Origin of the sequence: Streptomyces sp. JW3, assembly GCF_052216785.1 — a bacterium.
Classification (GTDB): domain Bacteria; phylum Actinomycetota; class Actinomycetes; order Streptomycetales; family Streptomycetaceae; genus Streptomyces.
The window spans coordinates 11,482-38,070 of sequence record NZ_JBQOUX010000003.1 but is presented as its reverse complement, the minus strand read 5'-3'; the positions used below and the strand labels follow the sequence as shown (position 1 = coordinate 38,070).

Annotated in this window: 22 protein-coding genes; 5 read left to right on the top strand and 17 right to left on the bottom strand. The window is 74.6% G+C overall.

What is annotated here, in order from left to right:
- Window positions 1-264: 264 nt before the first annotated feature.
- Entirely contained in the window at window positions 265-1,398 is a 1,134-nt protein-coding gene (locus tag ACTT8P_RS02380) for an aminoglycoside phosphotransferase family protein (protein WP_442829806.1), read from the top strand.
- Between the two features lie 133 nt (window positions 1,399-1,531).
- Window positions 1,532-3,496: an N-acetylmuramoyl-L-alanine amidase gene (locus tag ACTT8P_RS02375; protein WP_442829805.1), complete on the top strand. Its 1,965-nt coding sequence runs from the start codon at window positions 1,532-1,534 to the stop codon at window positions 3,494-3,496.
- A 14-nt stretch (window positions 3,497-3,510) separates the two neighbouring features.
- Here the strand turns inward: ACTT8P_RS02375 and ACTT8P_RS02370 are convergent, their stop codons facing one another.
- The 8 genes from ACTT8P_RS02370 to ACTT8P_RS02335 form a co-directional block, all read right to left on the bottom strand.
- Entirely contained in the window at window positions 3,511-4,008 is a 498-nt protein-coding gene (locus ACTT8P_RS02370; RefSeq protein ID WP_361166479.1) for a hypothetical protein, read from the bottom strand.
- Between the two features lie 78 nt (window positions 4,009-4,086).
- Window positions 4,087-4,998: a universal stress protein gene (locus ACTT8P_RS02365; RefSeq protein ID WP_442829804.1), complete on the bottom strand. Its 912-nt coding sequence runs from the start codon at window positions 4,996-4,998 to the stop codon at window positions 4,087-4,089.
- 149 nt (window positions 4,999-5,147) lie between these two features.
- Complete coding sequence (locus tag ACTT8P_RS02360) at window positions 5,148-5,390, bottom strand: DUF397 domain-containing protein (protein WP_361166473.1); 243 nt, start codon at window positions 5,388-5,390, stop codon at window positions 5,148-5,150.
- Between the two features lie 110 nt (window positions 5,391-5,500).
- Window positions 5,501-5,692, bottom strand: a complete 192-nt coding sequence (locus tag ACTT8P_RS02355) for a DUF2795 domain-containing protein (protein WP_442829803.1) — start codon at window positions 5,690-5,692, stop codon at window positions 5,501-5,503.
- Between the two features lie 89 nt (window positions 5,693-5,781).
- On the bottom strand, window positions 5,782-7,362 hold the full coding sequence (locus ACTT8P_RS02350; RefSeq protein WP_442829802.1) for a phytoene desaturase family protein: 1,581 nt from the start codon (window positions 7,360-7,362) through the stop codon (window positions 5,782-5,784).
- Between the two features lie 307 nt (window positions 7,363-7,669).
- A complete protein-coding gene (locus ACTT8P_RS02345; protein ID WP_442829897.1) occupies window positions 7,670-10,171 on the bottom strand; it encodes a tetratricopeptide repeat protein in 2,502 nt (833 codons plus the stop codon).
- 77 nt (window positions 10,172-10,248) lie between these two features.
- Entirely contained in the window at window positions 10,249-11,121 is an 873-nt protein-coding gene (locus ACTT8P_RS02340; RefSeq protein ID WP_442829801.1) for an oxygenase MpaB family protein, read from the bottom strand.
- A 67-nt stretch (window positions 11,122-11,188) separates the two neighbouring features.
- Entirely contained in the window at window positions 11,189-11,581 is a 393-nt protein-coding gene (locus tag ACTT8P_RS02335) for a ferredoxin (RefSeq protein WP_442829800.1), read from the bottom strand.
- Between the two features lie 135 nt (window positions 11,582-11,716).
- Here ACTT8P_RS02335 and ACTT8P_RS02330 point away from each other — a divergent pair, with 135 nt between their 5' ends.
- The 3 genes from ACTT8P_RS02330 (at window position 11,717) to qcrB (ending at window position 14,231) form a co-directional block, all read left to right on the top strand.
- Complete coding sequence (locus tag ACTT8P_RS02330; protein WP_442829799.1) at window positions 11,717-12,121, top strand: ChaB family protein; 405 nt, start codon at window positions 11,717-11,719, stop codon at window positions 12,119-12,121.
- Window positions 12,122-12,180: 59 nt separating this feature from the next.
- Complete coding sequence (locus ACTT8P_RS02325; RefSeq protein ID WP_442829798.1) at window positions 12,181-12,540, top strand: DUF6479 family protein; 360 nt, start codon at window positions 12,181-12,183, stop codon at window positions 12,538-12,540.
- A gap of 83 nt (window positions 12,541-12,623) precedes the next feature.
- Window positions 12,624-14,231 carry a cytochrome bc1 complex cytochrome b subunit gene (gene qcrB, locus ACTT8P_RS02320; protein ID WP_442829797.1) on the top strand — a complete coding sequence of 536 codons (1,608 nt, stop codon included), beginning with the start codon at window positions 12,624-12,626 and terminating at the stop codon, window positions 14,229-14,231.
- Here the strand turns inward: qcrB and ctaF are convergent.
- From ctaF to ACTT8P_RS02275, 9 genes are all read right to left on the bottom strand, one after another.
- Window positions 14,159-14,617, bottom strand: coding sequence for an aa3-type cytochrome oxidase subunit IV (gene ctaF / locus ACTT8P_RS02315; protein WP_442829796.1), 459 nt, complete (start codon window positions 14,615-14,617; stop codon window positions 14,159-14,161). The genes qcrB and ctaF overlap by 73 nt on opposite strands.
- The gene (locus tag ACTT8P_RS02310) at window positions 14,614-16,062 is read right to left on the bottom strand and encodes a cytochrome c oxidase subunit I (RefSeq protein ID WP_442829795.1); all 1,449 of its coding nucleotides are present in this window, start codon (window positions 16,060-16,062) and stop codon (window positions 14,614-14,616) included. The genes ctaF and ACTT8P_RS02310 overlap by 4 nt, the downstream gene beginning before the upstream one ends.
- A 166-nt stretch (window positions 16,063-16,228) precedes the next feature.
- The gene (locus tag ACTT8P_RS02305) at window positions 16,229-18,352 is read right to left on the bottom strand and encodes a golvesin C-terminal-like domain-containing protein (protein WP_442829794.1); all 2,124 of its coding nucleotides are present in this window, start codon (window positions 18,350-18,352) and stop codon (window positions 16,229-16,231) included.
- 95 nt (window positions 18,353-18,447) lie between these two features.
- The gene (locus tag ACTT8P_RS02300) at window positions 18,448-19,380 is read right to left on the bottom strand and encodes a dihydrodipicolinate synthase family protein (RefSeq protein ID WP_442829793.1); all 933 of its coding nucleotides are present in this window, start codon (window positions 19,378-19,380) and stop codon (window positions 18,448-18,450) included.
- A complete protein-coding gene (locus tag ACTT8P_RS02295) occupies window positions 19,380-20,993 on the bottom strand; it encodes an FAD-dependent oxidoreductase (protein ID WP_442829792.1) in 1,614 nt (537 codons plus the stop codon). Before ACTT8P_RS02295 ends, ACTT8P_RS02300 begins: the two co-directional genes overlap by 1 nt.
- Window positions 20,990-23,158 (bottom strand): amylo-alpha-1,6-glucosidase, encoded by a 2,169-nt coding sequence (locus tag ACTT8P_RS02290; RefSeq protein ID WP_442829791.1) that lies wholly within the window; start codon window positions 23,156-23,158, stop codon window positions 20,990-20,992. The genes ACTT8P_RS02295 and ACTT8P_RS02290 overlap by 4 nt, the downstream gene beginning before the upstream one ends.
- A complete protein-coding gene (locus ACTT8P_RS02285; protein WP_442829790.1) occupies window positions 23,155-24,018 on the bottom strand; it encodes an ABC transporter ATP-binding protein in 864 nt (287 codons plus the stop codon). The genes ACTT8P_RS02290 and ACTT8P_RS02285 overlap by 4 nt, the downstream gene beginning before the upstream one ends.
- The gene (locus tag ACTT8P_RS02280) at window positions 24,015-25,046 is read right to left on the bottom strand and encodes an ABC transporter ATP-binding protein (RefSeq protein WP_442829789.1); all 1,032 of its coding nucleotides are present in this window, start codon (window positions 25,044-25,046) and stop codon (window positions 24,015-24,017) included. Before ACTT8P_RS02280 ends, ACTT8P_RS02285 begins: the two co-directional genes overlap by 4 nt.
- A complete protein-coding gene (locus tag ACTT8P_RS02275; protein ID WP_442829788.1) occupies window positions 25,046-26,581 on the bottom strand; it encodes an ABC transporter substrate-binding protein in 1,536 nt (511 codons plus the stop codon). Before ACTT8P_RS02275 ends, ACTT8P_RS02280 begins: the two co-directional genes overlap by 1 nt.
- Between the last annotated feature and the right edge of the window lie 8 nt (window positions 26,582-26,589).

The window sequence follows — 26,589 nt, the reverse complement described above, 5'->3', positions numbered from 1 at the left end:
GGTTCTCGGCTGAGTTGACAGTAGCCCGGGGAGAGTTGCCGGGCGACTATTCGCCAGGGTTCGCCAGGGTTCGCCAGATGGTGTGCCAGGGCCGCCCGGGTGTCAGGTAGGAACCGCGTCACCCCGACTTGGCCGCCGCCGGGACACTCCCCAGGGTGGCCCGCGGCGGCCGGTCGGGCGGCGCGCCCCACGCACCCGACCCACCAGCACAGCACAGCACGCACACAGCACGCACAGCAGGAACACGAAGGGATCTGTCCGCCCATGTACGCAGCATCGTCCTCCGTGTCCGCCCCGGTCCGGCCACCGCACGCCCGCCCGGCGGGCGGCGGCCCCTATCTGGCCCCGCCGCGGCCGGCGGCCCCCGTCCTCGGACCGGGCAGGGCACGGCGCGCCACCGGGCCGGGTACTCCACCACTCAGCGGGAGAATCGACCTGTCCGGCCCCCAGGGCGGCCAACTCCGCGCCGCGATCGCCGCCGTGCACCGGATCTGCCCGGAGTTCGCGCCGGTCCAGGTGCTGCGGCGCAGCGGACGGTCGGTCCTGCTGGTCGGCACCACCGGGCGCAACACGGCCGTCGCCAAGTGTCTGCTGGACCACTCGCCCGCGTGGGCGGAGCGGATCCGGCACGAAATAGCTGCCTACCGCACGTTCGTCCGGCACCGCCCGCCGGCCCGGGTGCCGAGGCTGATCGCGGCGGACCCGGACAACTGCACGCTGGTGATCGAGCGGATGCCGGGGCGGCCGGCCGCCGTGCAGCGGCATCCGGTGCAGGCGCCGCCGCGGGCGGACATCAGGGCGGCGCTCGGCGCGGTCTGCCGGCTCAACGCCTGGCGTCCGCCGGCCGGTACCTTCGACGCGCCCCTGGACTACGCGGCCCGGATCTCCCGCTACCACGAGCTGGGGCTGCTCACCGACCGGGACCTGGGCGACCTCCAGAAGCTGCTGCACGGCATCGCCCACACGGCCGGGCGGCACGGCATGGGCCAGTTCTGCCACGGCGACGCGCTGCTGTCGAACATCCTCATGTCACCGGCCGGTCCAGTGCTGGTGGACTGGGAGCACGCGGGCTGGTATCTGCCGGGCTACGACCTGGCGACGCTGTGGTCGGTGCTGGGGGACGCGCCGGTGGCCCGGCGGGGGATCAGCCAGATCGCCCAGTCGGCGGGCCCGGCCTCGCGGGACGCGTTCCTGGTCAACCTGATGCTGGTGCTGACCCGGGAGATCCGTACCTACGAGACGGCCGTACAGCGTTCGATGCGGGACGCGGCGCCGGCCGCCCCCGGCCCCGCGGGGGCAACGCCGGCCGGTGAGGAACAGCGGCTGCTGCTGCGGCGGTTGCACGACGACTGCCAACTGGCCCGCCGGGCGGTGCGGGCCGCGGTCGGTACGCGCTGACGGAGGCGGCGGGCCGCCGGCCCGCCGTCTTCGGCCACCTGGGCATCATTGACGGATCGTCGGACCGCGGGTACCACTGACGCACGTCCGGTCCCGCACCCCCCCCGGGCGCCCCATGTCCCAGGAGGCCGTCTTGCGAGGATCCGTCCCCCTTCCGCGCGGCAGCCGCCGTCGTGTCCTGCCGGTCGCGGCGGTACTGCTGCTGCCGCTGCTCGGCGCCGCGCCGCCCACCGGCCCGCCGTCCGCCACCGGGTCCGCCACCGCCGCCGCGCCGGACGGGCTCCAGCGGGCGTTCGCCGCCGCCGCGGCCGAGTACCGGGTGCCGGGGAGTGTGCTGCTGGGCGTCTCCTACCTCCAGTCCCGCTGGGACGCGCACGGCGGTGCGCCGAGCGTGACCGGAGGGTACGGCCCGATGCATCTCACCGACGCCGCCACCGCCCTGGCCGGTACTTCCGAGCACCACGCCGAGGGCACCGAGGATCCGCGCGGCGACGACGCCCGTCCCGCGCCGCACCCGCGGGCGGCGGTCGCGGACGCCGCCGCCCGGCCGGCCCGGCTGTCCACCCTGCCGACGGCGGCCGGGCTGACCGGGCTGGACGCCGCCGCGCTGCGCACCGACCCGGCCGCCAACGTGGCCGGCGGGGCCGCGCTGCTGGCCGCCGCCCAGCGGGGCCTCGGCCGGCCGCTGAGCGCCGACCCGGCCGACTGGTACGCGGCGGTGGCCCGGTTCTCCGGCGCGGACGACTCCGCGACCGCGGCGGCCTACGCGGACGACGTGTACGCGCTGATCCGGGACGGCGCGCGGCGCACGACCGACGCCGGTCAGCGAGTCGTCCTGGCCGCCCGGCCGGACGTGGTGCCCAAGGCCGGGCAACTGGCCCGCGCCGGGCTGCGGACCGCCTCGGCGGCCGGCACCGAGTGCCCGGCCACGGTGTCCTGCGAGTGGATACCGGCGCCCTACGAGGAGTTCGGGGACGGCGACTACGGCAACCACGACCTCGCCGACCGGCCCGCCGCGCAGCGCATCCGCTACATCGTCGTGCACGACACCGAGGGCGCCTGGGACGGCGTGCTGAACCTGGTGCGGGACCCGGCCTACGTCTCCTGGAACTACACGCTGCGCTCCACCGACGGCCACATCGCCCAGCACGTGAAGGCGGAGGACGTCGCCTGGCACGCGGGCAACTGGTACGTCAACGCGGGCTCGATCGGGCTGGAGCACGAGGGGTTCCTGGCCGATCCGGACGCCTGGTACACGGAGGCGATGTACCGGTCGTCGGCGCGGCTGGTGAAGTACCTGGCGAAGCGGTACGGCATCCCGCTGGACCGGCAGCACATCCTGGGCCACGACAACGTGCCCGGCCCGACTGCCGCCGGCGTGCCCGGCATGCACACCGACCCGGGACCGTACTGGGACTGGGCGCACTACTTCGAACTGCTGGGCAAGCCGTTCCGGCCGACCGCCGGGAAGCACGCCGCCGTGGTCACGATCCGCCCAAACTACGCGGCCAACCGGCCGGTGTACACGGGCTGCGCGAGCGCCGGTGAGCCGTGCGCGGCGCACGGCTCCAGCGAGGTGCGGCTGTACTCCGACCACTTCGAGGACGCGCCCCTGATCAAGGACATCGGCCTGGGCACGACACCGACCGCCGGGGTGAACGACCTGTCCTCCCGGGTGTCCACCGGCCAGCAGTACGCGGTGGCCGACCGGTGGGGCGAGTGGACGGCCATCTGGTACCTGGGGCAGAAGGCGTGGTTCCGCGATCCGCCGGCCGAGCCGGTCGCGGTGCCCGCGAAGGGCGTCACGGTGACCGCGAAGGACGGCGCGGACAGTGTCCCGGTGTACGGGCGTGCCTATCCGGAGGCGTCGGCCTATCCGGCGGGGGTTCCCGTGCAGACGGTGTCCCCGCTGCCGTACCGGCTGCCCGCCGGTCAGAAGTACGTGGTCGGTGACGAGGTGCCCGGCGAGTACTACTACGCGGTCACCTTCACCGAGTTTTCGCACCGGGTGGTGCGGGGCACGGACCGGTACTACGAGATCCAGTACGGCCACCGGGTGGCGTACGTCCGCGCCGCCGACGTCGAGGTCGTCCGTTAGTTGGAGGCCGGACCTCAGCCCTGCTGGAACAGCTCCGCCGGGAGCGGTTTCAGCAGGGCGTACAGGTCGTCGGTGATGGGGCGGTCCCAGGCGGCGATGGTGACCAGCACGTTGTCGCTGCGGTCGAACTGCACGCAGGAGATCCGGCTCTCGGAGAGCTTGAGGCGGCGCACGATCAGCAGGTTGTCGCCCTGCATCACGGGGGTGTCCTCGGTGCCGGCGACGGTCACCTCCTCGTCGTTCTCCAGGGCCAGCAGGAGCTGCGCCACCTCGAACGGGATCTCGCCCTCGGGGACCTCGCGGGCCGGGGAGCCCTCCGGCAGATTGCCGATGATCATCGCGGGGCCGCGGCCGCCGAACAGGTCGTAGCGCAGGAACACGCCCTGGCAGCTGCCGTCCGGGGCGGGCAGCAGGCCGGCACCCAGATTGCCGGGCCAGTCGCCCGGGTCCATGGCCAGTACGTCGAAGTCGGGCCCGGCGGGCGTGGCGCTGCGGCGGCGGAGGAACGACATGCGCCCATGGTACGTGGTCGCGCCCGACCGGCTCGGCCCCGAGGGCCCGTTCGGGGCGGGCCCGCCAGGGGTGCGGGGTCAGTCCTCCGGCGGTGCGGGCGGCACCACCGCGACCGGTGCCGCGGCGTGCAGCAGGACGGCGTGGGCGACCGAGCCCATCATCCGGGCCGGCGCCAGCAGCCGCCGCCGGTGGCGGCCGACGACGACCAGGCCGGCGTCCTGGGAGGCGGCGACGAGGTTGCCGGCGGCGTCACCGGGCACGGCGTGCGTCTCGGCCCGGACGCCGGGGTGCCGGCCGCGGTGCGGGGCGAGCAGGCCGTCGGCGAGCACCCGGGTCTCGCCGGCCACGGCGGCCTCGTCGATCACCGGGGCCACCACCTGCCCCGGGGGTGCCATCCAGGTCTGCACGGGCCACGGATAGGCGGCGATCACCTGGAGGCGGGCGTCGCGCAGCGCGGCCTCGGTGAAGGCGAAGTCGAGCGTGGCCTCGTCGGGGCTGTCGACGTGCAGTCCGACGACCACCCGGGGGCCGGGTTCGGCCGGGGCCGCGGGCGGGTGGACCTCGCGGCCGGGGCGGGGCACCACGACGACGGGGCACTCCGCGTCGCGGGCGGCGGCCAGCGAGCTGGAACCGAGCAGCAGACTGGCGAAGCCGCCGCGGCCCCGGGAGCCGAGCACCAGGAGCTGGGCCTCGGCGCCGAGTTCGGGCAGGGCGGCGGCGGGGACGCCCTCCAGGCCGAGGAACTCGGCGTCCGGTCCGTCGTCGCCCTGCCGCAGACGGGCGCGGGCCTGGTCGAGGACGGGGTCGTCGTCCGGGTCGGGGGGCGGGCCGACGGCCAGGACATCCGGCTGGGCCCAGGCGGCGTACTGCCGCACATGCGCCACCCGCAGCGGGGCGGCCCGTCTGCGGGCGGCGTCGCGGGCCCAGTCCAGGGCGCGCAGACTGTCGTCCGAACCGTCGATCGCGGCGACGACCGGCAGGGTGCTCATGGTTCCTCACCTCCGGGGGATACGGCCTTCACCTCCGGACCAGCCTCGCTCAGACCAGGCCGTGCGGGGGTGCTGAAGGTCGCGTGTCCGGAAAACCGGGCGGAACACCACCCTCGGCGCGATGGCCGGCCCCGCCGCGCCGCCGGGCGTCAGGTGAGGTCGAACTCCCCTTCCCGCGCTCCCGACACGAAGGCCCCCCATTCGTCGGGGGTGAAGATCAGGGAGGGGCTTTCCGGGCGGGCACTGTTGCGCATGGCGATGAAGCCCTCGACGAAGGCGATCTGGACATCGCCCCGGCCACGGCTGCTGGACTGCCAGTGCGCTTTGCTGAGGTCCAGCTCCGGCTTGTCCCAGCCGATGAGCGGGCGCTGGTGGGTGGTGGTCTCGGCCACGTCCGTGCTCCTCCCGATGCGTCGTCCGCGGGTCAGCCTAGCGATCGGGTCCGACCGCCAACAGGCCATCCGGGCAGGACCTTTCGGGAGGAGGCCGGTCCGGCCGGCGGCTACTGGTCGAAGACGGCTTTCTGCACCTCGTTCGGCCCGTCGAAGTTGTCCTTCTTCATGCCGTCGAGGCGGCTGACGACCTTGTCGTCGGCCTTGTTCTTGCGGGCGCAGTCGACGAGCGACTTCTTGTCCGTCGGGTAGTCCGCGCCCCGGAGGGCCTTCTGAAGGTCGATGGGGCTGAGGTCAGCCATGACGGTCTCCTCGCTGTGCGGACGCGCGTACGGAAACGCGCGCGGAATGTCTGTTATGTCGCGGTACCCGTTCCGCGGCGGCGCATGCTTCAGGCGGCCGGGCTCTCCAGTACGGCCCTGGCCGCGTTGTGTCCGGGGACGCCGCTCACCCCGCCGCCGCGGACCGCGCCGGCCCCGCACAGCAGGATGTTCGGGTGCGGGGTCTCGACGCCCCAGCGGCCGGTGCCGTCCTGGGTGTGGGGCCAGGCGAGTTCGCGGTGGAAGATGTTGCCGCCGGGCAGCCGCAGGTCGCGTTCCAGGTCCAGCGGTGTCTTCGCCTCCAGGCAGGGGCGGCCGTCCGCGTCGGTGGCCAGGCAGTCGGCGAGCGGCTCGGCCAGCTGGGCGTCGAGCTGGGCCAGGGTCGCTTCCAGCAGCTGGTCCCGCACGGTGTCGTGGTCCTGGGCGAAGAGCCGGGCGGGGGTGTGCAGGCCGAACAGGGTGAGGGTGTGGTGGCCCCGGGCGGCGAGGTCCGGGCCGAGGATCGTGGGATCGGTGAGCGAGTGGCAGTAGAGCTCCGCGGGCGGGGCGGCGGGCGCCGCGCCGGCCGCCGCCTGGGCGTGCGCGGCGGCCAGTTGCCGGTAGCCCTCGGCGACGTGGAAGGTCCCGGCGAACGCCTGCCGGGGGTCGACCGCCGGGTCGCGCAGCGCGGGGAGCCGGGTGAGCAGCATGTTCACCTTGAGCTGCGCGCCTTCGGCGGGCGGGGGCGGCGGGGCGCCGGTCAGCTCCGCCAGGGCCCGCGGGGAGGCGCCGACCAGGACGTGCCGGGCCGCGGCGGAGCCCTCGCCGTCCTCCGTGCGCCAGGTGACCTCGGCCGTCCGCCCGTCGGTGTCGATCCGCACCGCCTCGTGGCCGGTGGCGAGCACGGCGCCGGCGGTGCGGGCCGCGGCCGCCAGCGCGTCGGTGAGCGCGCCCATCCCGCCGACCGGCACGTCCCAGGCGCCGGTGCCGCCGCCGATCACGTGGTAGAGGAAGCAGCGGTTCTGTTTGAGGGACGGGTCGTGGGCGTCGGCGAAGGTGCCGATCAGGGCGTCGGTGAGGACGACGCCGCGGACCAGGTCGTCGGCGAAGTACTCCTCGACGGCGACCCCGATCGGCTCCTCGAACAGGGCCCGCCAGGCGGGCTCGTCGTCGACGCGGCGGCGCAGCTCGGCGCGGGTGGGCAACGGTTCGGTGAGGGTGGGGAAGACCCGGCGGGCGACCCGGCCGGTCATGGCGTAGAACCGCTGCCAGGCCGCGTACTCGCGCTCACCGCCGGTCAGCCGGGCGAAGGAGGCGCGGGTGCGCCGCTCGTCCCCGCCGACCAGCAGCCCGGTGGGCCGGCCGGCGCGCTCGGCGGGGGTGTACGAGGAGACGGTACGGGGCCGGCGGCGAAAGTCGAGGCCGAGGTCCCGGACGATCTTGGTGGGTAGCAGACTGACCAGGTAGGAGTAACGGGACAGCCGGGCGTCCACGCCGGCGAACGGGCGGGTGGAGACGGCCGCGCCCCCGGTGCGGTCCAGCCGCTCCAGCACCAGGACCGACCGTCCGGCGCGGGCCAGGTAGGCGGCGGCGACCAGGCCGTTGTGCCCCGCGCCGACGATGACGACGTCATATCGGCGCGTGCCCCTGCGGGGGGCGCGGTGCGTGGTCATGGCTCTTGGTAGCACGCGGGGAGCGGTGTCGCCAGAAGGCCACGGGGGTGGGCGGGGCTGGGACGTGGTACGCCGCGGGCGGGCGTCCCGGGCCGGCCAGGCCGGGAGGCCCGGAACCGGAGCCCGCCGGGCGATCGACACGCGTGGGGACACCGCGACCGGTGGAACCCGCGCCGCGGAACACCCCGGCCGGACGGCCCCCGACCGCCCCGGCCGACGCGCGCTCAGCGGCACCGGACGCGCCACGCGGGACCGGCGGGGTCACGGGGTGAGTGGCGGCGGGCATGGCTCGTCGGGGCGGTTGGCGTCAGCCGTCGGCCGTTCTCGGGGTCTCCCGCCGCCGCGGCGGAAGTACCCCCTGGTACAGCTCCGCCGCCTCGGTGGTGCGGCCCAGTTGGGCCAGGCAGTGGGCCTCGTCGTCGCGGGCGGCGGCGGTGTCCGGGTGGGCGGGGCCGAGGACCCCCTCGCGGACGGCGGTCACGTGGCGGTACTCGGTCAGCGCGGCCTCCCAGCGGCCCAGCCAGCCCAGGCCGACGGCGACCTCGCGGCGGCTGACCAGGGTATCGGGATGGTTGGGGCCCAGGACGCGGGTCCGGGCCGCGGCCACCGCGCGGGACTCGGTGAGCGCCTCCTCCCAGCGGCCGAGCCGGCCGAGGTTGACGCCGATGCCGTGCCGGGCGCGCAGGGTCTCCGGGTGGCCGGCGCCCAGGACGCGGGCGCGGTCGTCGGCCAGGGCGCGGTAGAGGGCGAGGGCCTCGGCGCTGCGGCCGAGCCGGCCCAGGCTGATGCCGGTCTCGTAGCGGGCGGCGAGGGTGTCGGGGTGGTCGGCGCCCAGCGCCCGGGTGCGCGCGTCGGCGACGTCCCGGTAGGTGGCGAGCGCCTCCTGCCAGCGGTCCAGCTGACCGAGCGCGTACGCCACCTCGTAGCGGGTGACGAGCGTGTCCGAGTGGTCCGGGCCGAGGATCCGGGCACGGGTTTCGGCGACGTCGTCCGCCATGCGGTGGGCCTCGGCCCAGCGGCCGAGCCGGCCGAGGCTGAAGGCGAGGTTGTGGCGGCAGCGCAGGGTGTCGGGGTGGCCGGCGCCCATCGTGCGCTCCCGGGCGACGAGGACGGCGGCGTACACCTGGTGGGCGTCGGTGTGCCGGCCCAGCCGTCCCAGCACGTACGCCATCTCCTGGCGGACGGCGAGGGTGTCGGGGTGGTCGGGGCCGAGGACGCGGATCCTGGCCTCGGCCACCCGCTTGTAGGCGCTCAGGGCGTCGGCGGGGCGTCCGGTGCGGCTGAGCACGAAGGCGGCCTCGTAGTGGCTGGCGAGGGTGTCGGGGTGGTCGGGGCCGAGCAGCCGGGCGCGGGCGTCGGCGACCGCCCGGTGCACCTCGCCGGCCTCGGCCCAGCGGCCCTGCCGGCCCAGCCGCAGCCCCGCCCCGTGCCGGGCGGCCAGGGCGGTGGTGCTCTCCGGCCTGGTCTCCGACATCCTCTCCGGCATCCTCCCCGGCGTGCTCCCCGGCGTGCTCTGGGGCGTGCTCTGCGGCGGCGGGTGGGACGGCCGGTCGCCGGCCTGGTCGACGGAGTACCGCGGGGGCCACGCGCGGGAGGGCTCGCCCGCCCCGCCCGCCGCACCGTCGGGGCCGGGTCCGCTCCCGGTAGCCGGGGCCGGCAGCCCGGGGCCGCCACCGCCCGCCGCTCCACCCGGGCCGGAGGCCCTCACGAGGGCACCCGGCTCCGCACCCGGGCCGGGCATCCCCGCACCAGCACCCACCACCTCGCCCGAGCCGGACATCCCCGGACCGGGACCGTCACCCGCCGTCCGGCCACCCGGTACCGCGCCTCCCGAAGGGGCCGCCTCCGGGGTGTCCCCCGCGCCCCGCAGGTACGTCCAGGACGGCGGGCCCGCTGTGCGGCCGGCCGGCTGGGGGGTTCGCGGGTGGGGTGTGACGGCGGTCGGCGGGTGTGACGGGGCGGTGCGGCCGGCCGTGATCCGGCGGCCCAGTTCCCGGGCGTCGTCCGGGCGGTGTTCGGGCCGTTTGGCCAGCAGGTCCAGGATGATCCGCTCCAGGTAGCCCGGCAGGTCGGGCCGGTGGCTGCGGGGCGGGCGGGGCGGGGTGTCGCGGTGGCCGACCAGGACCGCCCACGGGTCGTCGAGGTCGAACGGCGGTACCCCGGTGGCCAGTTCGTACAGCACGCAGCCCAGCGAGTACAGGTCGCTGCGCCGGTCCACCTCGGTGCCGCCGATCTGCTCCGGGGACATGTAGTGCGGGGTGCCCATGGCGATGCCGGTGCCGGTGAGCCGGGCGGTGAAGCCCACGTCGTGGCCGAGCCGGGCGATGCCGAAGTCGCAGATCTTCACCGTGCCGTCGGCCAGCCGCACGATGTTGGCCGGTTTCAGGTCCCGGTGCACGATGCCCTGCTCATGGGTGTAGGCCAGCGCGGCGGCGACCTGCTCGGCGATGTCCACGACATCGGTGACCGGCAGCGGGTGGTGCTTGTTGTCCTCCAGCAGCTGGCTGAGGTTGCGGCCCTCCAGCAGCTCCATGACCAGGAACAGCACCCCCTCGCAGTCACCGAAGTCGTGCACCACGGTCACCCCGCGGTGCTGGAGCGCGGCGGCCACCCGGGCCTCCCGGCGGAACCGCTCCCGCAGCACCCGTGTGAAGGACGGGTCCTCCCGCGTCGCGAGCGGCTTGAGGCACTTGACGGCGACCCGGCGGCCCAGCGACTCGTCCCGGGCCCGCCACACCTCCCCCATGCCGCCGCGTCCGATCAGATCGAGCAGCCGGTACCGGCCCTGGATCAGTGTGCTGTCCCCCACAGACCCCATGGATCCCATAGAAGCGCGCCCCCGTCGCTGTCGCTCCTGCCCTCCCCTGGCCGGTCCAGTATGGCGGTCTATGCGCCGACTTTGTACGGGGCCGGACGCGCCCCCGGTCCGAGGCGCTGCATGGCGGACAGGATGTGCTTCGGCGGCAGCTGCCAGCGCAGCCGGGCGGGCACCGAGCGCAGGACGGTGCCGGTGCGCCGCAGGTGGCGGGTGACCGTGTCCGGGTCGGGCGCGGGCCTGCCGTACAGCTCGTGGGCGTACGGCGGCAGGGAGGCGTAGGCCAGGTGCGCCACCCGGTGCCACAGCAGCCGCCGGGCCGGGGTGAGCAGCGGGTGGACCGGCGGGCGGCGCAGGAAGTCGTCCACCTCGTGGGCCTCGGGGCCGGCCGCCAGTTCGGGCCGTACCTCCGCGAAGTAGGCGGCCAGTGCCGCCCGGTCGGCGGGCACGGTGGCGGGGTCGAGGCCGACCAGGCGGGCGCTGGTGCGGTGCTCGGCGAGGTAGCGGTCGGCCGCCCGGTCGGTGAGCGGGAATCCGGAGCGGCGCAGGACGTGCAGGTAGGAGCCGACCTCGGCGCAGTGCACCCAGCGCAGCAGCGCGGGTTCGTCGACGCCGTAGCGCTCGCCGGTGTCGGGGTCGGTGGCGCCGAGCCTGCGGTGGATGCCGCGGACCCGGGCGCCGGCCCGTTCGGCGGCCGCGGTGTCGCCGTAGGTGGTGGTGCCGACGAAGCCGGCGGTGCGCAGCAGGCGCCCCCAGGCGTCGCGCCGGAAGTCGGAGTTCTGGAGCACGCCGCGCACGGCCCGCGGGTGCAGTGCCTGGAGCCACAGGGCGCGGACGCCGGCGATCCACATCATCGGGTCGCCGTGTGCCTGCCAGGTCACCGAGCCGGGCCCGAACAGCCCCGGATCGCCCCGTACCGAGTCGTTCGTCGCGTTGGCGGTCATGGCGGGAGGCTAACGCCGTACCCCGGCCGTTCCCAGACCGGTCCGGGCGGCGGTGCCACCGCGCGCGTCAGTGCAGCGTGTCGAGGAACGTGCCGCACGCCTTGGCGCAGTCCCGGCAGGCCGCGGCGCTGTCCTCGGCGCCCGGCTGCCGGTCGAAGACCTGCGCGCTCTCCAGGCACACCTGCCGGCACCACTCCAGCTGGACACGTATCGCCTCCTCGTCCACCTGGGTCTGCTCGGACAGCACCCGGCAGGTGGCGTCGCAGACCTCGGCGCACATGATGCCCTTGCGGCGGACGAGTTCCTGGTTCTCCGTGCCGTCCGGGTCCACGAGGCTCGCCCGCAGCGCGCACACCCGGGCACATTCCGTGCATGCCTGTGCACATGCGAAGCGGTCCTCGAGGAACTGGAACAGCTCCTGCTGCGAGGTCGTCGATGTCGTGGAAGTCGTGGAAGTCACACCGGGCGGGTTGCCGCCGAGGTCCGCGCCAAACCCGCCGGGCCCGGTGCCGCCAAGGGCTCCGGGCGGTTTTCCGCCGTCTGCCCCGGGCACCCGGGCACCCTCCGGAAGCGACGAGGAACGGAGGTGCACGACATGCCGGGACGACAGGAACTGCCGTCGACCCTGGAGCGGTCTCCGCGCCAGGCCCAGCGCACCTGGATCAAGGCGCACGACTCCGCGGTGCGGGAGTACGGCGAGGGCGAGCGGGCGCACCGGGTGGCGTACGGCGCGCTGAAGCACACCTACGAGAAGGTCGGTGACCACTGGGAGCGCAAGGAGGGCGGCCGCAAGGGCCCTTCCGACCCGCAGTCGGGCCGGCCCCGGGGGCAGGGCGGGCGCAGTGGCGAGGGAGTCGACGAGAAGGCCACCAAGCAGCATCTGTACGACGTCGCCAAGCGGCTCGGCGTCGAGGGGCGGTCCCGGATGTCGAAGCAGGAACTGCTCGGCGCGATCCGCAAGGCGAACCGTTCGCAGACGCGATCCGCGCGGACGGACTGACGCGAGGGAACTGAGCGGGCCGAGAGGTTCGTGGCGGGGACCGGGGGTACTCGCCGCTCATGACTAGCGCATGGATGGAGATGGCCGCGACCAATGGCGCCATGAGCGTCGGGCTGATCGTGGCGGCTTTCGTGGTCGTGGCGCTGCTGATCGGCGCCTTCGCGGTCGGCATCCGCGTCAAGCGTCGCGAGTCGCCGCCGCCGACCCCCGACGAGCAGCCGCGGATGCCCGCGGGCGGACCGGTCCGGGAGACCCAGGAGACCCGGTCGGCGGACGAGATGCCGCGCGGTGACGAGCGGATCCTGCCGCACGACCTCCATCAGCAGAGCAGCCGCTCGGACCCGGGGCAGCCACGGCGCCGCTGGGACGAGGGCAGCAGCGGTTCGTTCGGCAGCGGTGGGCCGGGCGGCGGTCACTGAGCGCGCGGCGGCTTGCGCGGCCGACGGGTGACCGCGGCCGACGGTCGCAGTTTCCGGTGCGGACGGCCGGGAACCCATGATCCGTGCTGCTGAAGAGGAGAAGGGCCCGCGCCGGTGCGCGGGCCCGTCGCGTGGGTGAGGGGCTCGCCGACCGGGCGGACGCGCGGCTGCCGGTGTTCGAGGGCGGGCGGCTGCTGCGCAAGGCGTTCCCGGACCACTGGTCGTTCCTGCTGGGCGAACTCGCCCTGTACTCGTTCGTGGTGCTGCTGCTGACCGGGGTGTGGCTGACCCTGTTCTTCGATCCGTCGATGACCGAGAGCGCCTACACCGGGTCCTACCGGCCGCTGCTCGGGGTGCGGATGTCGCAGGCGTTCCGCTCGACACTGGACATCAGCTTCGAGGTGCGCGGCGGGCTGCTGATCCGGCAGTTGCACCACTGGGCGGCGCTGGTGTTCCTGGCGGCGATCGGGGTGCATCTGCTGCGGGTGTTCTTCACCGGCGCGTTCCGCCGTCCGCGCGAGGCCAACTGGGTGATCGGCGTGACGCTGTTCCTGCTGGCCCTGGCCGAGGGGTTCGCCGGCTACTCGCTCCCGGACGACCTGCTGTCGGGGACCGGCCTCCGGATCGCGCAGGGAATCATGCTGTCGGTACCGGTGGTGGGGACGTACGTGAGCATGTTCGTGTTCGGCGGCGAGTTCCCCGGGCACGACTTCGTCCCCCGGCTGTACCCGGTGCACATCCTGCTGCTGCCCGGCCTGCTGCTGGCGCTGGTGTCGGCCCATCTGATCCTGGTCTTCCACCTCAAGCACACCCAGTGGGCGGGCCGGGGCCGTACCGAGCGCAATGTCGTGGGCAAGCCCATGTTCCCGCGGTTCGCGGCGAGTTCGGCGGGCCTGTTCTTCCTGGTCTTCGGGGTGCTGACGCTGCTCGCGGGGGTGGCGCAGATCAACCCGGTGTGGGTGTACGGCCCCTACCGCGCCGACCTCGTGTCCACCGGGTCGCAGCCGGACTGGTACGTCGGCTTCCTGGAGGGCGCGCTCCGGCTGGTGCCGCCGTGGGAGACGGCGGTGGCCGGGCACACGGTGATGTGGAACGTGCTGCTGCCCGCGCTGGTGCTGCCGGGGCTGCTGTTCGCGGTGCTGTACTGCTATCCGTTCTTCGAGCGGTGGGTGACGGGGGACCGGGCGGAGCACCATCTGGCCGACCGGCCCCGGGACAAGCCGGTGCGCACAGGGCTGGGGGTGGCCGCGATCGTGTTCTACGCGGTGCTGACGGCGGCCGGCGGCAATGACGTCCTCGCGGACACCTTCGACGTCTCGCTCAACCTGCTGACCTGGGTGTTCCGGGTGGCGCTGGTGGTTCTGCCACCGGTGGCGTTCATGCTGGCCAAGCGGGTCTGCCTGGCCCTTCAGGAGGCGGACCGGGAGCGGCTGGCGCAGGGCGCGGAGACCGGCGAGGTGCGGCAGACCGTGGCGGGCGGTTACGCCGAGCGGCGCGCGCCGCTGGACGAGGAGCGGCGGTACGTGCTGCGGCACGGCCGGGAGCTGCCCGAGCCGCCGGCACCGAAGGCGGCCGGGGGGCGGGCGGGGCGGCTGCGGTCGTCCTTGAATTCCTGGTACTACGAGGACCGGGTCGACATGCCGGAGCCGGCGCCGGAGCCCGAGCCGTCCGACGACTCGCCGGCCCGCTGACCCTCGCGCCGCGCGTACTGGAAGACCAGGCCGGCCACCCCGGGGGCGAGGACGCCGAAGCCCAGCAGGACCAGCCACAGGCCGTAGACGATGCCGAGGGCGACCAGGACGGCGCCCAGCGCGACGATCACCGGCCAGGGGCTGTGCGGGGAGAAGAAGTCCAGCGGTCCGGCGGTGTCGCGGACCTCGGCGTCCCGGTGGTCCTGCGCCCTGAGACCGTGCCTGCGGTACTGGACCCGGCAGAAGAACGCGACGAGCGCGGCCATCAGGAAGGCGACGGCGAGCACGGCGGTACCGGCCGGTTCGGCGGCGAACCAGCCGTAGCCGGCCGCGCTGACCGCGAAGAACGCCGCCACCCCGGTGAACAGCCGGGACTCGGTCTTCACTGGGTGTGCCTCTGGTCGTGGCGGCTGATGTCGGGATGGTGCAGGTCGAACGCCGGGGACTCGGAGCGGATCCGGGGCAGGGCGTGGAAGTTGTGCCGCGGCGGTGGGCTGGAGGTGGCCCACTCCAGGGAGCGCCCGTAGCCCCAGGGGTCGTCCTGGTGGGCGACGCGGCCGTGCCGGCGGGTGTGCCACACGTTGTAGAGGAACGGCAGGGTGGACAGGCCGAGCAGGAAGGCGCCGAGCGAGCTGATGGTGTTGAGCAGGGTGAAGCCGTCGGCGGCGAGGTAGTCGGCGTAGCGGCGGGGCATGCCCTGTTCGCCGAGCCAGTGCTGGACCAGGAAGGTGGTCTGGAAGCCGACGAACAGTGTCCAGAAGTGCATCCTGCCGAGGCGTTCGTCGAGCATCCGGCCGGTGAGCTTGGGCCACCAGAAGTAGAAGCCGCCGAACATGGCGAAGACGACGGTGCCGAACAGCACGTAGTGCAGGTGGGCGACGATGAAGTAGGAGTCGGTGAGGTGGAAGTCGAGCGGCGGGGAGGCGATGAGGACGCCGCTGAGGCCGCCGAGCAGGAAGGTCACCAGGAAGCCGCAGGACCACAGCATCGGGGTCTCGAAGGACAGGGAGCCCTTGGTCATGGTGCCGATCCAGTTGAAGAACTTCACCCCGGTGGGCACCGCGATCAGGAAGGACATCAGGGAGAAGAACGGCAGCAGCACGGCGCCGGTGGCGAACATGTGGTGGGCCCAGACCACGGCGGAGAGCATGGTCAGCACGGGGAAGGCGGGCAGCACCAGGATGGAGGTGAACAGCACGTTCCAGGTGAAGATCGGCATCCGGAACATCGTCATGCCGGGGGCGCGCAGACACAGGATCGTGGTGATGAAGTTGACCGCGCCGAGGGTGGTCGACACCCCGGACAGCACCAGGCCCATGGTCCACAGGTCGCCGCCGGTGCCGGGGCTGAAGACGGGCCCGTTCAGCGGCGCGTAGGCGAACCAGCCGAAGGCCGCCGCCCCGCCGGGGGTCAGGAATCCGCCGACCACCATCAGCCCGCCGAACAGGTACAGCCAGTACGACAGGGCGTTGAGCCGGGGGAAGGCGACGTCGGGGGCGCCGATCTGGAGCGGCATGATCGCGTCGGCGAAGCCGGCGAACAGCGGGGTCGCGAACAGCAGCATCATGATCGTGCCGTGCACGGTGAAGAGCTGGTTGTACTGATGGCTGGTGACCAGTTGCAGTCCGGGCCGGGCGAGTTCGGCCCGCATCAGCATCGCCAGCAGCCCGGCGAACAGGAAGAAGCAGAAGGCGGTCGTCAGATAGAGGTTGCCGACGACCTTGTGGTCGGTGGTCGTCGTCCACCGCACCAGGGCCCGGCCGAGGGTCCGGTTCGTCCGGGGCCGCGCCGGCGCCTCGCGCGGCCGCGGGGTCCTGCTGTCCACCGCCATGCGGCGGAGGGTACCCAGATGATCAGCGGGCAGTCGCCCGGCCACGCCGTCGGGGGCCGAGCGCGGCCGTGCCGGTCACACGCTCAGGGCCGCGCGGGCCGGCGCGGCGGTGCGGCGGGGTGAGTGGGGTGAGCGGGCCGTGGCCGGCGCCGGCCCCGGTGCGCGCTCAGTCCCGCGGCCCCAGCAGGCGGATCGCGTCGGCGGCCACCGTGCCGTCCGCGTCGTCGGTCAGCTCGACCGACGTGCCGAGACCGGCCCGCAGCCGGAACTCACCGAGTGACACCCAGGTACCGCCGCGCGGCTCGGTGGCTCCGGGGACCCGCTGGTCGATCCGCACGGTGTCGGTGCCGTCCGTCCGGCGGACGGTGTACGGGGCGTTGCTCGCGCGGCCGGCGGCCGGCGGACAGGACGTCTGGATCTCGTACACCCCGTCCCGGGGCACGGCCGGCCGCCAGCGCACCACCCGCTGTCCCGAACCGGCGGGCGCCAGCCGGTAGTTGCCGGCCCAGAAGCCGGGGTCCGCCGTCGTCGTCGGCCAGCTGCCGCTGACCACCTCGAAGCCCAGCCGGTCGTTGTCCACCACCACCTCCCGGCGTACGTCGGCGGGGCCCGGCGCCTCGGTCAGGCCGAGCGAGTCGAGGCCGAGCCGGGTGCCGCCGCCCCGGCCGGGTCCCGTCACGGCGCAGCGCAGGGTGTGCCGGCCGGCCGCCAGCCGGGCGCTGCCGAGCCGGGCCAGGTCGAAGCCGTCCGCCGACTGGGCCGTGGTGTCGATCGCGTGCGCGGGCAGTGCGCTGCCGTCCAGGGTGACGGTGGCCAGTGCGCCGTCCGCGGTGCGGTGGTAACGCAGCAGCAGCTCGTACTCCGCGGTGCGCGGGACCCGGAAGGTGAACGCCACCGCGTCACCCACCCGGCCGGGGGTGAGGAGCAGTCGCTCGCCACGGCGGGCGAGGGGGTCCGGGACGGTCCGCACGGCTCCCCCGGTGATCTCGCGGTCCGCTCCGGCCAGGGCGACGACGGTCTCCCGGAGCCGCGGACCACCGCGCAGGCTGTCGCGGCCGCGGGTGAGCCAGTCGAGCGAGAAGCGGCACACGTTGACCCGGCGCGGGGCGCTCGCCAGATCACCGTCGCAGCCGTAGAGCAGCACGATGGTGCCGTCGGAGAGCCGGGCGAGGTCGGAGTAGAAGGACCGGTTCTCGTTGACGACCCGGTGATACCGGTAGGAGACGCCCTCGTCGTAGCTGACCGAGACCGTCATGTTGTACCTGACGGGCGAGTCGGGGCGGCTGAAGAGCAGCCGCCCGGGGCCGCCGCTGCCGGGGCCGCCGGTGTAGCGCAGCAGCCCGGCGTCGACCGCGTTGAACGAACCGGTGCCGCCGTCGAACGCCGGCTGCGACCAGGTCAGACCGTCGTCCGAGCTGACGGAGACGATGCGTTGCCCTTCCCCGCCCGCGGCGGCCCGTCCGTTCACGAGCACGCTGCCGTCGGAGCGCTGCACCATCCGGGCCTCGTTGATGGGGTACTTGACCTGTACCGGCACCTCGCCGGTGGCCCGCCAGGTGGCGCCGTGGTCGTCGCTGTAGATCGGTGCGACGCCGTAGAACCGCTCGGCCACGGTGTTGCCGACGATGACCCGGCGGTGTGCGCAGTTGAGCAGCAGCCGGCCGGAGCGCAGCTGGAGTCCGTGACCCGGGCCGGGGCCGTGCAGCGCCCAGTCGTAGGGAAAGCCGTCGAACAGGCCCGCCAGGTCGCGTACGTCGCCCCAGGTCCGGCCGCTGTCCCGGCTGGAGATCAGGTGGAGGTCGCCCGAGTCGCCCGAGCAGGTGGTGTTCTCGGGCAGGCGCAGCGAGAGCATGTAGAAGAGGAAGACCTCGCCGGTCTCCCGGTCCGCCACCAGCGCCGGGTTGCCCCAGGACCGGCCGTCGACGGAGGTGACCAGGGTACGACTGGCCTCCCAGGTCCGGCCGCCGTCGGTGCTGCGGCGCAGCAGCAGGTCGCGCGGTCCGGCGTCGCACACCTCGTGCCGGCCCTCGGTCACGGCCAGCACGGTGTCGTCGGGCAGCACGGCGAGCGCGTGCACGTGGTAGTTCACGAGTGGGCCCGCGACGGAGTCCCAGAGCGTCTGCTCGTGGAAGAAGGGGCCGGGCCGGCCGGGCCCGGAGGACCGGCCGGCGGCGTGGGCCGGGGGTCCGAAGGCCGCCGGGCCGACCGTGGCGGCCGCTGAGGCGCCGAGGACGCCCAGGGCGAAGAACCTGCGGTTCACGGCGGTGCGGCGGGGTCTGCTGTCGGTCATGGCGGGCCACCCCTTTCGGGCGGTACGGAGGAGAGGAAGGGAACGCGGAGGAAGGGGACGCGGAGGAAGGAACACGGAGGAAGGACGCGGGGGGGTCAGGCGCGTATGAGATGTGCGTCGAGGGGTGCGAGCAGGGCGCGCAGGGCCTGCCGTTCCGCGGCGGAGCACGGGGTGAAGGGTGCCGCGGCGTGCGGCGGGCACAGGCCGCGGTCGGCCAGGACGGCCTTCACCGCGGGCACCCCGGGGCGCACGGTGTGCAGCGCGAGTACCTCGTCGAGCACGTGTTGCGCGCGCCGCGCGGCGTCGTTCCGCCCCTCGCGGTGGGCCCGGAACAGCTCGACGGCCGTCCCGGGCGCCAGATTGGCCACCCCCGGCACCACACCGTCGGCCCCGAGCCGGAGCGCGTCCAGCGCCTGCCGTTCCGCGCCCTGGCTGATCCCGAAGTCCGCGCGCCGGCGGGCCGCCGCCAGCGCGTGCCGGAACAGCCCGGGGTCGCCCGAGCTGTCCTTGAGGCCCACCAGGTGGGTGAGCGCGGTCAGTTCGTCGAGCAGGGCGGGGGTGAGCGGATTGCCGTACCGGGGGGCGTGGTAGGCGACGACGGGGGTGTCGAGGCCGGCCAGCGCGGCGTAGTGCGCGACGATCTCGTCGTGGCGGTGGTGGAAGTAGAGTGGCGGGCCGAGCACCAGCGCGTCCGGCTCGGCGCACCGGACGGCCGCCGCCCGTTCCAGTACCTCGGCGGTTCCGGGTGCCGTGACATTGACCAGCACCGGTCCGGAGCCGGTCAGTTCGCGCCAGCGCCGGGCCACCCCGGTGGCGAACTCGCCGAGGAGCGCGGTGGGCAGCAGCGGGCCCTCGCCGTTGCTGCCGAAGAGCATGAGGCCGCGGGCGCCCGCCGCCGCCAGCGCGGCCAGCAGGGGGCGGGCGGCCCGCGCCGACGGCTGTCCCGGCCGGTGCATCGGGGTGACCAGCGGGACGATCACTCCGGCCAGCAGCGCCCGGCCGTCGGTTCTCGCGTCCTGGCCGCTCATCAGTACCCCTTGATCTCGGGCCAGGCCAGTTCGACGCCGGCGCGGGCCAGTTCGTCCTGGAAGGTGCTCAGCCGGTCGCTGTCCTCGTACACCTGCTCGATGTCGAGGCGGTGGTCGAGGCAGTGCGCCGCCAGCGATCCGGCCGCCTCGCCGATGTTCCACTCGACGGGGTGCAGCCGGTAGCAGCCGTTGGTGATGTGGGTGGTGCCGATGTTCTTGCACACCGGCAGCAGGTTGCGCAGCCGCACCGGCAGCAGGGCGCCCAGCGGGATCTGGAAGGGGCTGCTGGGCACGTCGATGTAGGTGTCGCCGCCGGTGGACGGGTGCAGGTCGATCCGGTACATCCCGATGCCGACGGTGTCCGGGCAGCGCACCGCGCCGCGCCCGCCGCGCGCGGTGAGGGACACGTCCTGTTCGACGATCCGGCGCCGCGCCACGATCCGGCGCGACTCGCGGATGTACGGCGCCTTGGCCAGTCCGTCGGCCGTGCCCAGCACATCGCCGCGCAGCCGCAGGCCGGGCCAGCCGGTGCCGCCGTCGGGGCGCGGTGCCTCGGTCTGGAGCCAGTAGAGCATGCTCATGCTCAGCTCGCGGGCGCCGGCCAGATGCCGGTCCCGCTCCTTGTCGTCGACCCCGATCAGCGGCCCGGGCAGATAGTCGATCATGGGCCAGTTGACGACGGTCACGTCGCTCGCGGCGAATCCCGGCCGGTACAGCTTCCTGGAGACCACCCGGCGGAACTCCCACAGTTCCTTGTCGCCCGGGTCCCGGCGCTGGTCGGCGACGACCGGCCCGGAGTCGGCGTTCGGGGTGAAGGTGCGCGGCACGGTGCGCAGGGTCCGCGGGTCGGGCGCGCTCAGGCTCAGCAGCCGGCCCGGCCACTGTGCGGGGCGGTAGGCGGCCCAGCCGCCGTACCCGGCCGGGCGGTCGACGGTGTGGTCCTCGCCGGCCCGGTGCTCGACGGCGAACACCCAGGAGAACGCCTGCATGTTGGCCGGCTGGGCCGCGTCGGGCGCGCTCGGCTCCCCGGTGTCCCGCCGCGACTCGAAGCCCGTCACGTGCTCGGCGCCGGTCAGCGGCAGCAGGTCGCCGAGTTCCGTGGCGTCCAGGACGTACGCCGCCGACACCTCGACGCGGGTGGCGTCCGGGCCTTCGACGACCACGGACCGCACCCGGTCGCCGTCGGTGGCGGCGGCGACCGGACGGTGCCGGTACAGGATGCGCAGCCGGCCGGCCGCCACGTACGGCGCGGCCATCGCCGCCAGGACCGCGGCGGCCACCTTCGGTTCGTGGCACAGCGCGCTCACCCGTCCCTCGCCCGGGTTGAGGTACCGGCGCCGCCTGGCCTCGTCGGTGAGCGGGTACCAGGTCCGGTAGTAGGCGCGGATCGCCTCGCGCAGCGCCCGGTAGGTACGGGTGGCGCCGAACTGCTCGATCCAGGCGTGCTCGTCGGGCGGCACGCCCTGGCTGGTGAGCTGGCCGCCGATCCAGTCGGTCTCCTCGGTGAGCAGGACGGACCGCCCCCGGTCGAGGGCGGCCAGCGCGGCGGCCACGCCGCCGAGGCCCCCTCCCACGACGAGGATGTCCGTGGCCGCCGCCGTGGGCGCGCTCATGTGCCGCTCCTCTTCCGCGCGGCTGCCGCGCTGTCCGGGTCATGGCCGGCGCCGTTGCCGTCGCCGGCCGGGCCGAGGGTGAATCTCCGGGGGCCGCCCCGGACGTCGACCGGCACGGGCGGGCCGCCGTCCGGTGGGGTGACGAGCAGTTCGCCGACGCCCTCGGCGGTGCCGGTGACGCGGTCGCCGGTCCGCAGGTAGCCGTGTACGACGACGCCGGGCGCCATGTCCAGCAGGGCCCGGCCGTCGAGGTGGACGGTGAGCCGGCCGGCCGCCCGGACGTCGAGGCGGCCCTCGCCCAGCGGCAGGCCCAGCAGTTCGGCCGGTTCGCCGGGGTGGGCGAACCGCCAGCCGTCGCCGCGCGCGTCGGCCAGCTCCCCGAAGGCGAGGTGGGCCAGCAGCCCGCCCCAGGCCATCAGCCCGTCCGACCGGTGCTGAAGGCGGGTCAGGTCCTCGCCCGCGACGGCCGGGTAGTTCTCCCGGACGTGGCTGTGCTCGCGCCATTCGTCGAGAAAGAGCCGCAGCAGGTCGGCCACCACCGGGCGGCTCAGCCCGGTCAGTCCGTAGCGGCGCAGCCCCCGGACGGCGAGATAGGCCATCGGTGCCCAGATCCGGCCGCGCCAGTACGTCGCCGCGAAACCGGGATCGTCGCGGGCCACGCTGGGCAGCGGCCGGTCGCCGCCAAGCACTTCGGGCCGCAGCAGCGCGGCGGCCATGGACGCCGCCCGACCGGCGTCCGGCAACCCGGCGAGCAGCGCGTACAGCATCGTCGGCGAGACGCTCGGATCGTGGCTGCCCGCCGATGTCAGGTTGCGGTAGCCACCGCGCCCGGCGTCCCACAGCAACCGGTCGGCGCGGTCCCCGGCGGTGGCGGCCTCGGCGCGCAGCCGGCCGGCCGTCGCGCGCTCGCCCAGCAGGCCGGCGATCTCCGCCAGCGCCTCGGCGTCGGCGATGTGCAGCGCGTTCAGGCCGACGTCGGCGAGGTCCATGGTGCGGGTCGCCGGGTCGTACCGGGCGCCGTCGTACATCGGCGAATCGTCCAGGCCCGACTCCCGTCTGGCCCGGTCCAGGGTGGCCGACGCCGGGTCGCCCGGGACCGGGTCGGAGCCCCAGGCGAGCAGGCCGTGCGGTCCGCGACGGGCCCGGGGCCACCAGTCGTGCCAGGCCAGCAGCGCCGGGAAGAGGGTCTCCAGCAGCGTCCGGTCCCGGGTCTCGGCCGACAGGCCGCCCGCCAGATACGCCTGATGTACCGTCAGCGCGCCGACCGGCGGCTGCGAACGGTCCGCGGTGACGCCCCCGTCGTCCGAGACCCGGTTCGGGATCATGCCGGACTCGTCCGCGTACGGCAGGATCTGCTGGAAGATGCCGCGCGCGTAGTCCCGGTCGACGGCCGAGGCGGCCAGACCGGTGAAGAAGGTGTCCCAGGCGTGCAGCGCCCAGGTGCCGTAGAAGCCCTTGCGGTCGGCGCAGACGAAGTCCCTTGAGGTCGGGGTGAGTACCCGGCCGAGGTCCGGGGCGTAGACGGTGTTCCAGGTGACGGCCCGGGTCAGCGCGTCGGCGGCGGCGCCGAGCCAGCCGCCGGAGCGCAGCCGGGTCCGGTCGGCCGCCGCACGGCGGGCCGCGAGGACGCCGCCGGTGCCGGCCACCGTGCCCGGCGTGCCGGCCGGCCCGATCCGCAGCTCCACGGCGGTGGGACCACCGCCGGGACCACCGAACGCGAGCAGCAGCGCCCGCGCCGGGCCCGCGATCCGCCGGGCGGGCCGGGAGGCGGCGACGTCCCAGCGCAGACCGCCCGCGCGTACGGCGCGGGCCGGATCGCCCAGGTCCGCCACCTCCCCCACCTCCCCCACCTCTTCCACGTCTTCCACGGACAGCACGACCTGGCCCGTGCACTCGGCGCGGACGTGCAGCACGTCGGTCGGTCCGCCCGCGAGGACCAGCCGCAGCCGGTGGCCCGCCGCGCGGACGCTCACCTCGGCGTAGGAGCCGTCCACGGTGTGCGGGCCGAGCCGGTCCAGTCCGTCGCGCCAGGTGAACCCGTCGAGCACCGGGCCCTCGCGGCCGAGTACGCCGAACCGCACCTTCGGCCCGCACGGCAGCCGGCTCATACCGGTGTGCGTTCGGACGTCCCAGGTGTTCCAGCCCGCCGGTGCCGGCTCGCTCATCCGACCGCCTCGCCGTCGGCGGTGCCCTCGTCGGGCACCGGGTCGTCCAGGTCCAGGGCCGCGGCCAGCAGCGCCCGGGTGTACGGGTGCCGCGGCGCGCTCAGCACCTCGCCGGCCGGGCCCTGCTCCACGATCACGCCCTCGCGCATCACCGCCACCCGGTCGGCGATCTGGTGCACCACCCCCAGGTCGTGCGAGATGAACAGCAGGGCGAGCCGGTGGCTTTCGCGCAGTTCGGCCAGCAGCCGCAGGATCTGGGCCTGGACCGACACGTCGAGCGCCGACACCGCCTCGTCGCACACCAGCAGCCGGGGCCGGGCCGCCAGCGCTCGGGCGATGCTGACCCGCTGGCACTGGCCGCCCGACAGGTCGTCCGCGCGCCGCGACGCCACCTCGGGGTCGAGCCCCAGGCCGGCGAGGAGCCGGTGCAGTGCCTCGGTGCGGTCGCCCTCGGGTGCGGTGACCGGGTGGGTGCGCCAGACCTCGGCGATGACCGAGGCGACCGTCATCCGCGGATCGAGCGATGACCTCGGGTCCTGGAACACCATCTGCACGGCGCGCTGCAACTCGGGCGGCCGGCGCCCCGCGCGGCCCAGCGGCCGGCCCTCGAAGGCGATCGTCCCGGCGCCGGGCCGCAGCAGCCCGGCCACGCACCGGGCCACCGTCGTCTTGCCGGAGCCCGACTCGCCGACCAGACCGAGGGTCTCCTCCGCCGCCACCGACAGGCTGACCCCGGCCACCGCCGCCCGGCCGCCCCTGCTCCGTCGCTCGTAGCAGACCCGCAGGTCGCGCACCTGGAGGAGGGCCTGCTCGCCGGGCGGCGCGGACCCGCCGGGGCGGTCCCGCTCACGCGCGTTCACCGTCCCAGCACCTCCTCGGCGAAGTGGCAGGCGCTCCAGCGCCCCGGTGCCGCCTCCCGCACCCGGGGCACCTCACCGCGGCACCGGTCGCGGGCCAGCGGGCAGCGCGGGTGGAACGCGCAGCCGGCCGGCCGGTTCGCCGGGGTGGCCGGGGCGCCCGGCAGCGGATCGGCCAGTGCGGTACGGGTCCGGACCGCGGGCACGCTGCGCACCAGGGCGGCGGTGTACGGGTGTGCGGGCCGCCGCAGTACGGCGCGGGCCGGCCCGCGCTCGCCCACCCGTCCCGCGTACATCACCACGACCTGCTCGGCGACGTGCGACACGACCCGCAGGTCATGGCTGATCAGCAGCATCGCGAGGCCGTCCGCCGCCTGCACACCGGCCAGCAGCGACAGGATCCGGGACTGCACGGTGACGTCGAGTGCGGTGGTCGGCTCGTCGGCGAGCAGCAGCGCGGGGTTTCCAGCCAGTGCCATCGCGATCATGGCGCGTTGGCGCAGTCCCCCGGAGAGTTGGTGCGGGTAGGCGCGCATCCGGCGCCTCGGCTCCGGCACACCGGCCCGGTCCAGGAGTTCGACGACCCGGCGGTGCACCTCGGCGCGCGGCAGCCGGTCGCGGCGTGGCACCTCGCCGACCTGACGGCCGATCCGCTGGGTCGGGTTGAGCGCGGCGAGCGGGTCCTGGAAGATCATCGCGATCTCCCGGCCGCGCACCGCGCGCAGCCGGGCCGGGCCGGCGGTGATCAGGTCCTCGCCGTGCCACAGCAGCCGGCCCGCCAGGGTGGCGCCCTCGGGGGCCAGGCCCAGGACCGCCTGGGCGGTCATCGTCTTCCCGCTGCCCGACTCGCCGATCAGGCCCACCGTGGTGGCCCGCGGCACGTCGAAGGAGACACCGTCCAGGACCCGCACCCGGGGGCCGTGCGGGCCCGGCAGTTCCACCACCAGGCCGTCGATCCGCAGGGCCGGCCCGTCGGCCGCGGGCGCCGCCCGCCCGGCCCCGCGTTCGCGCGCGACTCCGGCGGGGGCCATCAGGCGCCGGTCCGTACGGTGGCGAAGTCGGGCAGGCCGCTGGCGTCGGGGGCGAAGCCCTTCAGCTCGCTGTTCCAGGCGTAGGCGATGCTCACCGACATCGGGAACATCCCGACGGCGTCCCGCCAGATGATCCGGCTCGCCCGGCCGTAGAGGTCGGTGCGCCGGTTCTTGTCGGCCGTCGCGCCGGCCGCCGCCAGCAGCGTGTCCAACTGCTTGTTGCAGTAGCCGTTCCGCTTGGCCGCGCAGGTGTAGAGGCGGCCGAGGTTGCTGGCCGCGTCGTAGCTGGGGGTGGCCAGTTGCTGGAAGTTGATGTCCCAGTCGAGCGCGATCAGGTCCTCCGTGAAGGCGGCCTGTTCCTTCTCCAGTGGTTCCACCAGTACGCCGATCTCGCGCAGGTCGGAGACGACGGCCTGGATGAAGGGCCGGAACTCGGCGTTGGCGAACTGGAGCCGCAGCTTCTTCGAGAAGTCGAAGCCGGCGGCGCTGAGCGCGGCCTTGGCGGCCGCCGGGTCGTGGCGTACGGGCGGCTGCGGCACATGGCCGAGGACGACGCTCGTGACGGGTGCGTCGGCCGCCTCGCCGGTCTCGGGATACAGCTCGCCGATGATGGTCCCGAAGTCGATCGCCTGCCAGATCGCCCGGCGCACGGCCGCGTCCTCGAGGGCGGCGACCGATGAGTTGAACCACATGGTGAACTCGGCGCTGCTCGGCACCGTCCGCACCGTCAGGGACTTCTGCCCTTTCAGCGCGGCCAGTTGGTCGTCCGGGATGCCCCACACGACGTCCACCTCGCCCGTGCGCAGCGCGGTCATCCGGGCCGCCAGCTCGGGGATGTTCCGTACCGTGACCCGGCGCGGCGCCGGCGGCCCGCCCCGGTACTTCTTGTTGGGCACCAGGACCAGTGACTCGCTCGGGGTGAACTCCTCGACGGTGAACGGGCCCGCGCCGACGGGATGGTTGAAGAAGGCGGTGTCGTCCGTGCCGACTTCCGCCGGGACGACGTAGAAGGTGCCCAGTTTGCCGGGGACGGACGCGTCGGGCGCCGGGCTGCTCAGGACCACTTCGGTGGGTGAGGTGCTGGTCATCGTGGCGCCGGGGAAGTTGCCCGCGTTGGGTCCGTTCAGGGCGGTCAGCCGCCGGAAGGACGCGACCACGTCGTCGGCGTCGAGCGCGGAGCCGTCGGAGAAGGTGACGCCGGTGCGCAGCGTGAACGTCCAGGCGGTGACGTCCTTGTTGGGCTTCCAGGAGGCGGCGAGGTCGCCTTCGAGGGTGCCGTCCGGGTCGGGTTTCACCAGCCTGGTGAAGATCTCCTGGGCGGCCAGCTGCGTTCCGGTGGAGGCGCCTTGGGCGCCGTGCGGGTCCAGGCTCTCGATCGGGTAGGTGCCCGCCACCGTCACGTCGCGCGCGGCGGAGCCGCCGTCGTCGTCGCCGCCGGTCGTCGTCGAGCAGGCGGCCAGCAGCGCCGCGCCCGCCGTGGCGGTGGCGGCGAGCCGGACCAGCCCGCTCCGCCCGTGCTCACGTGTGCTGATCATGTTGGTGC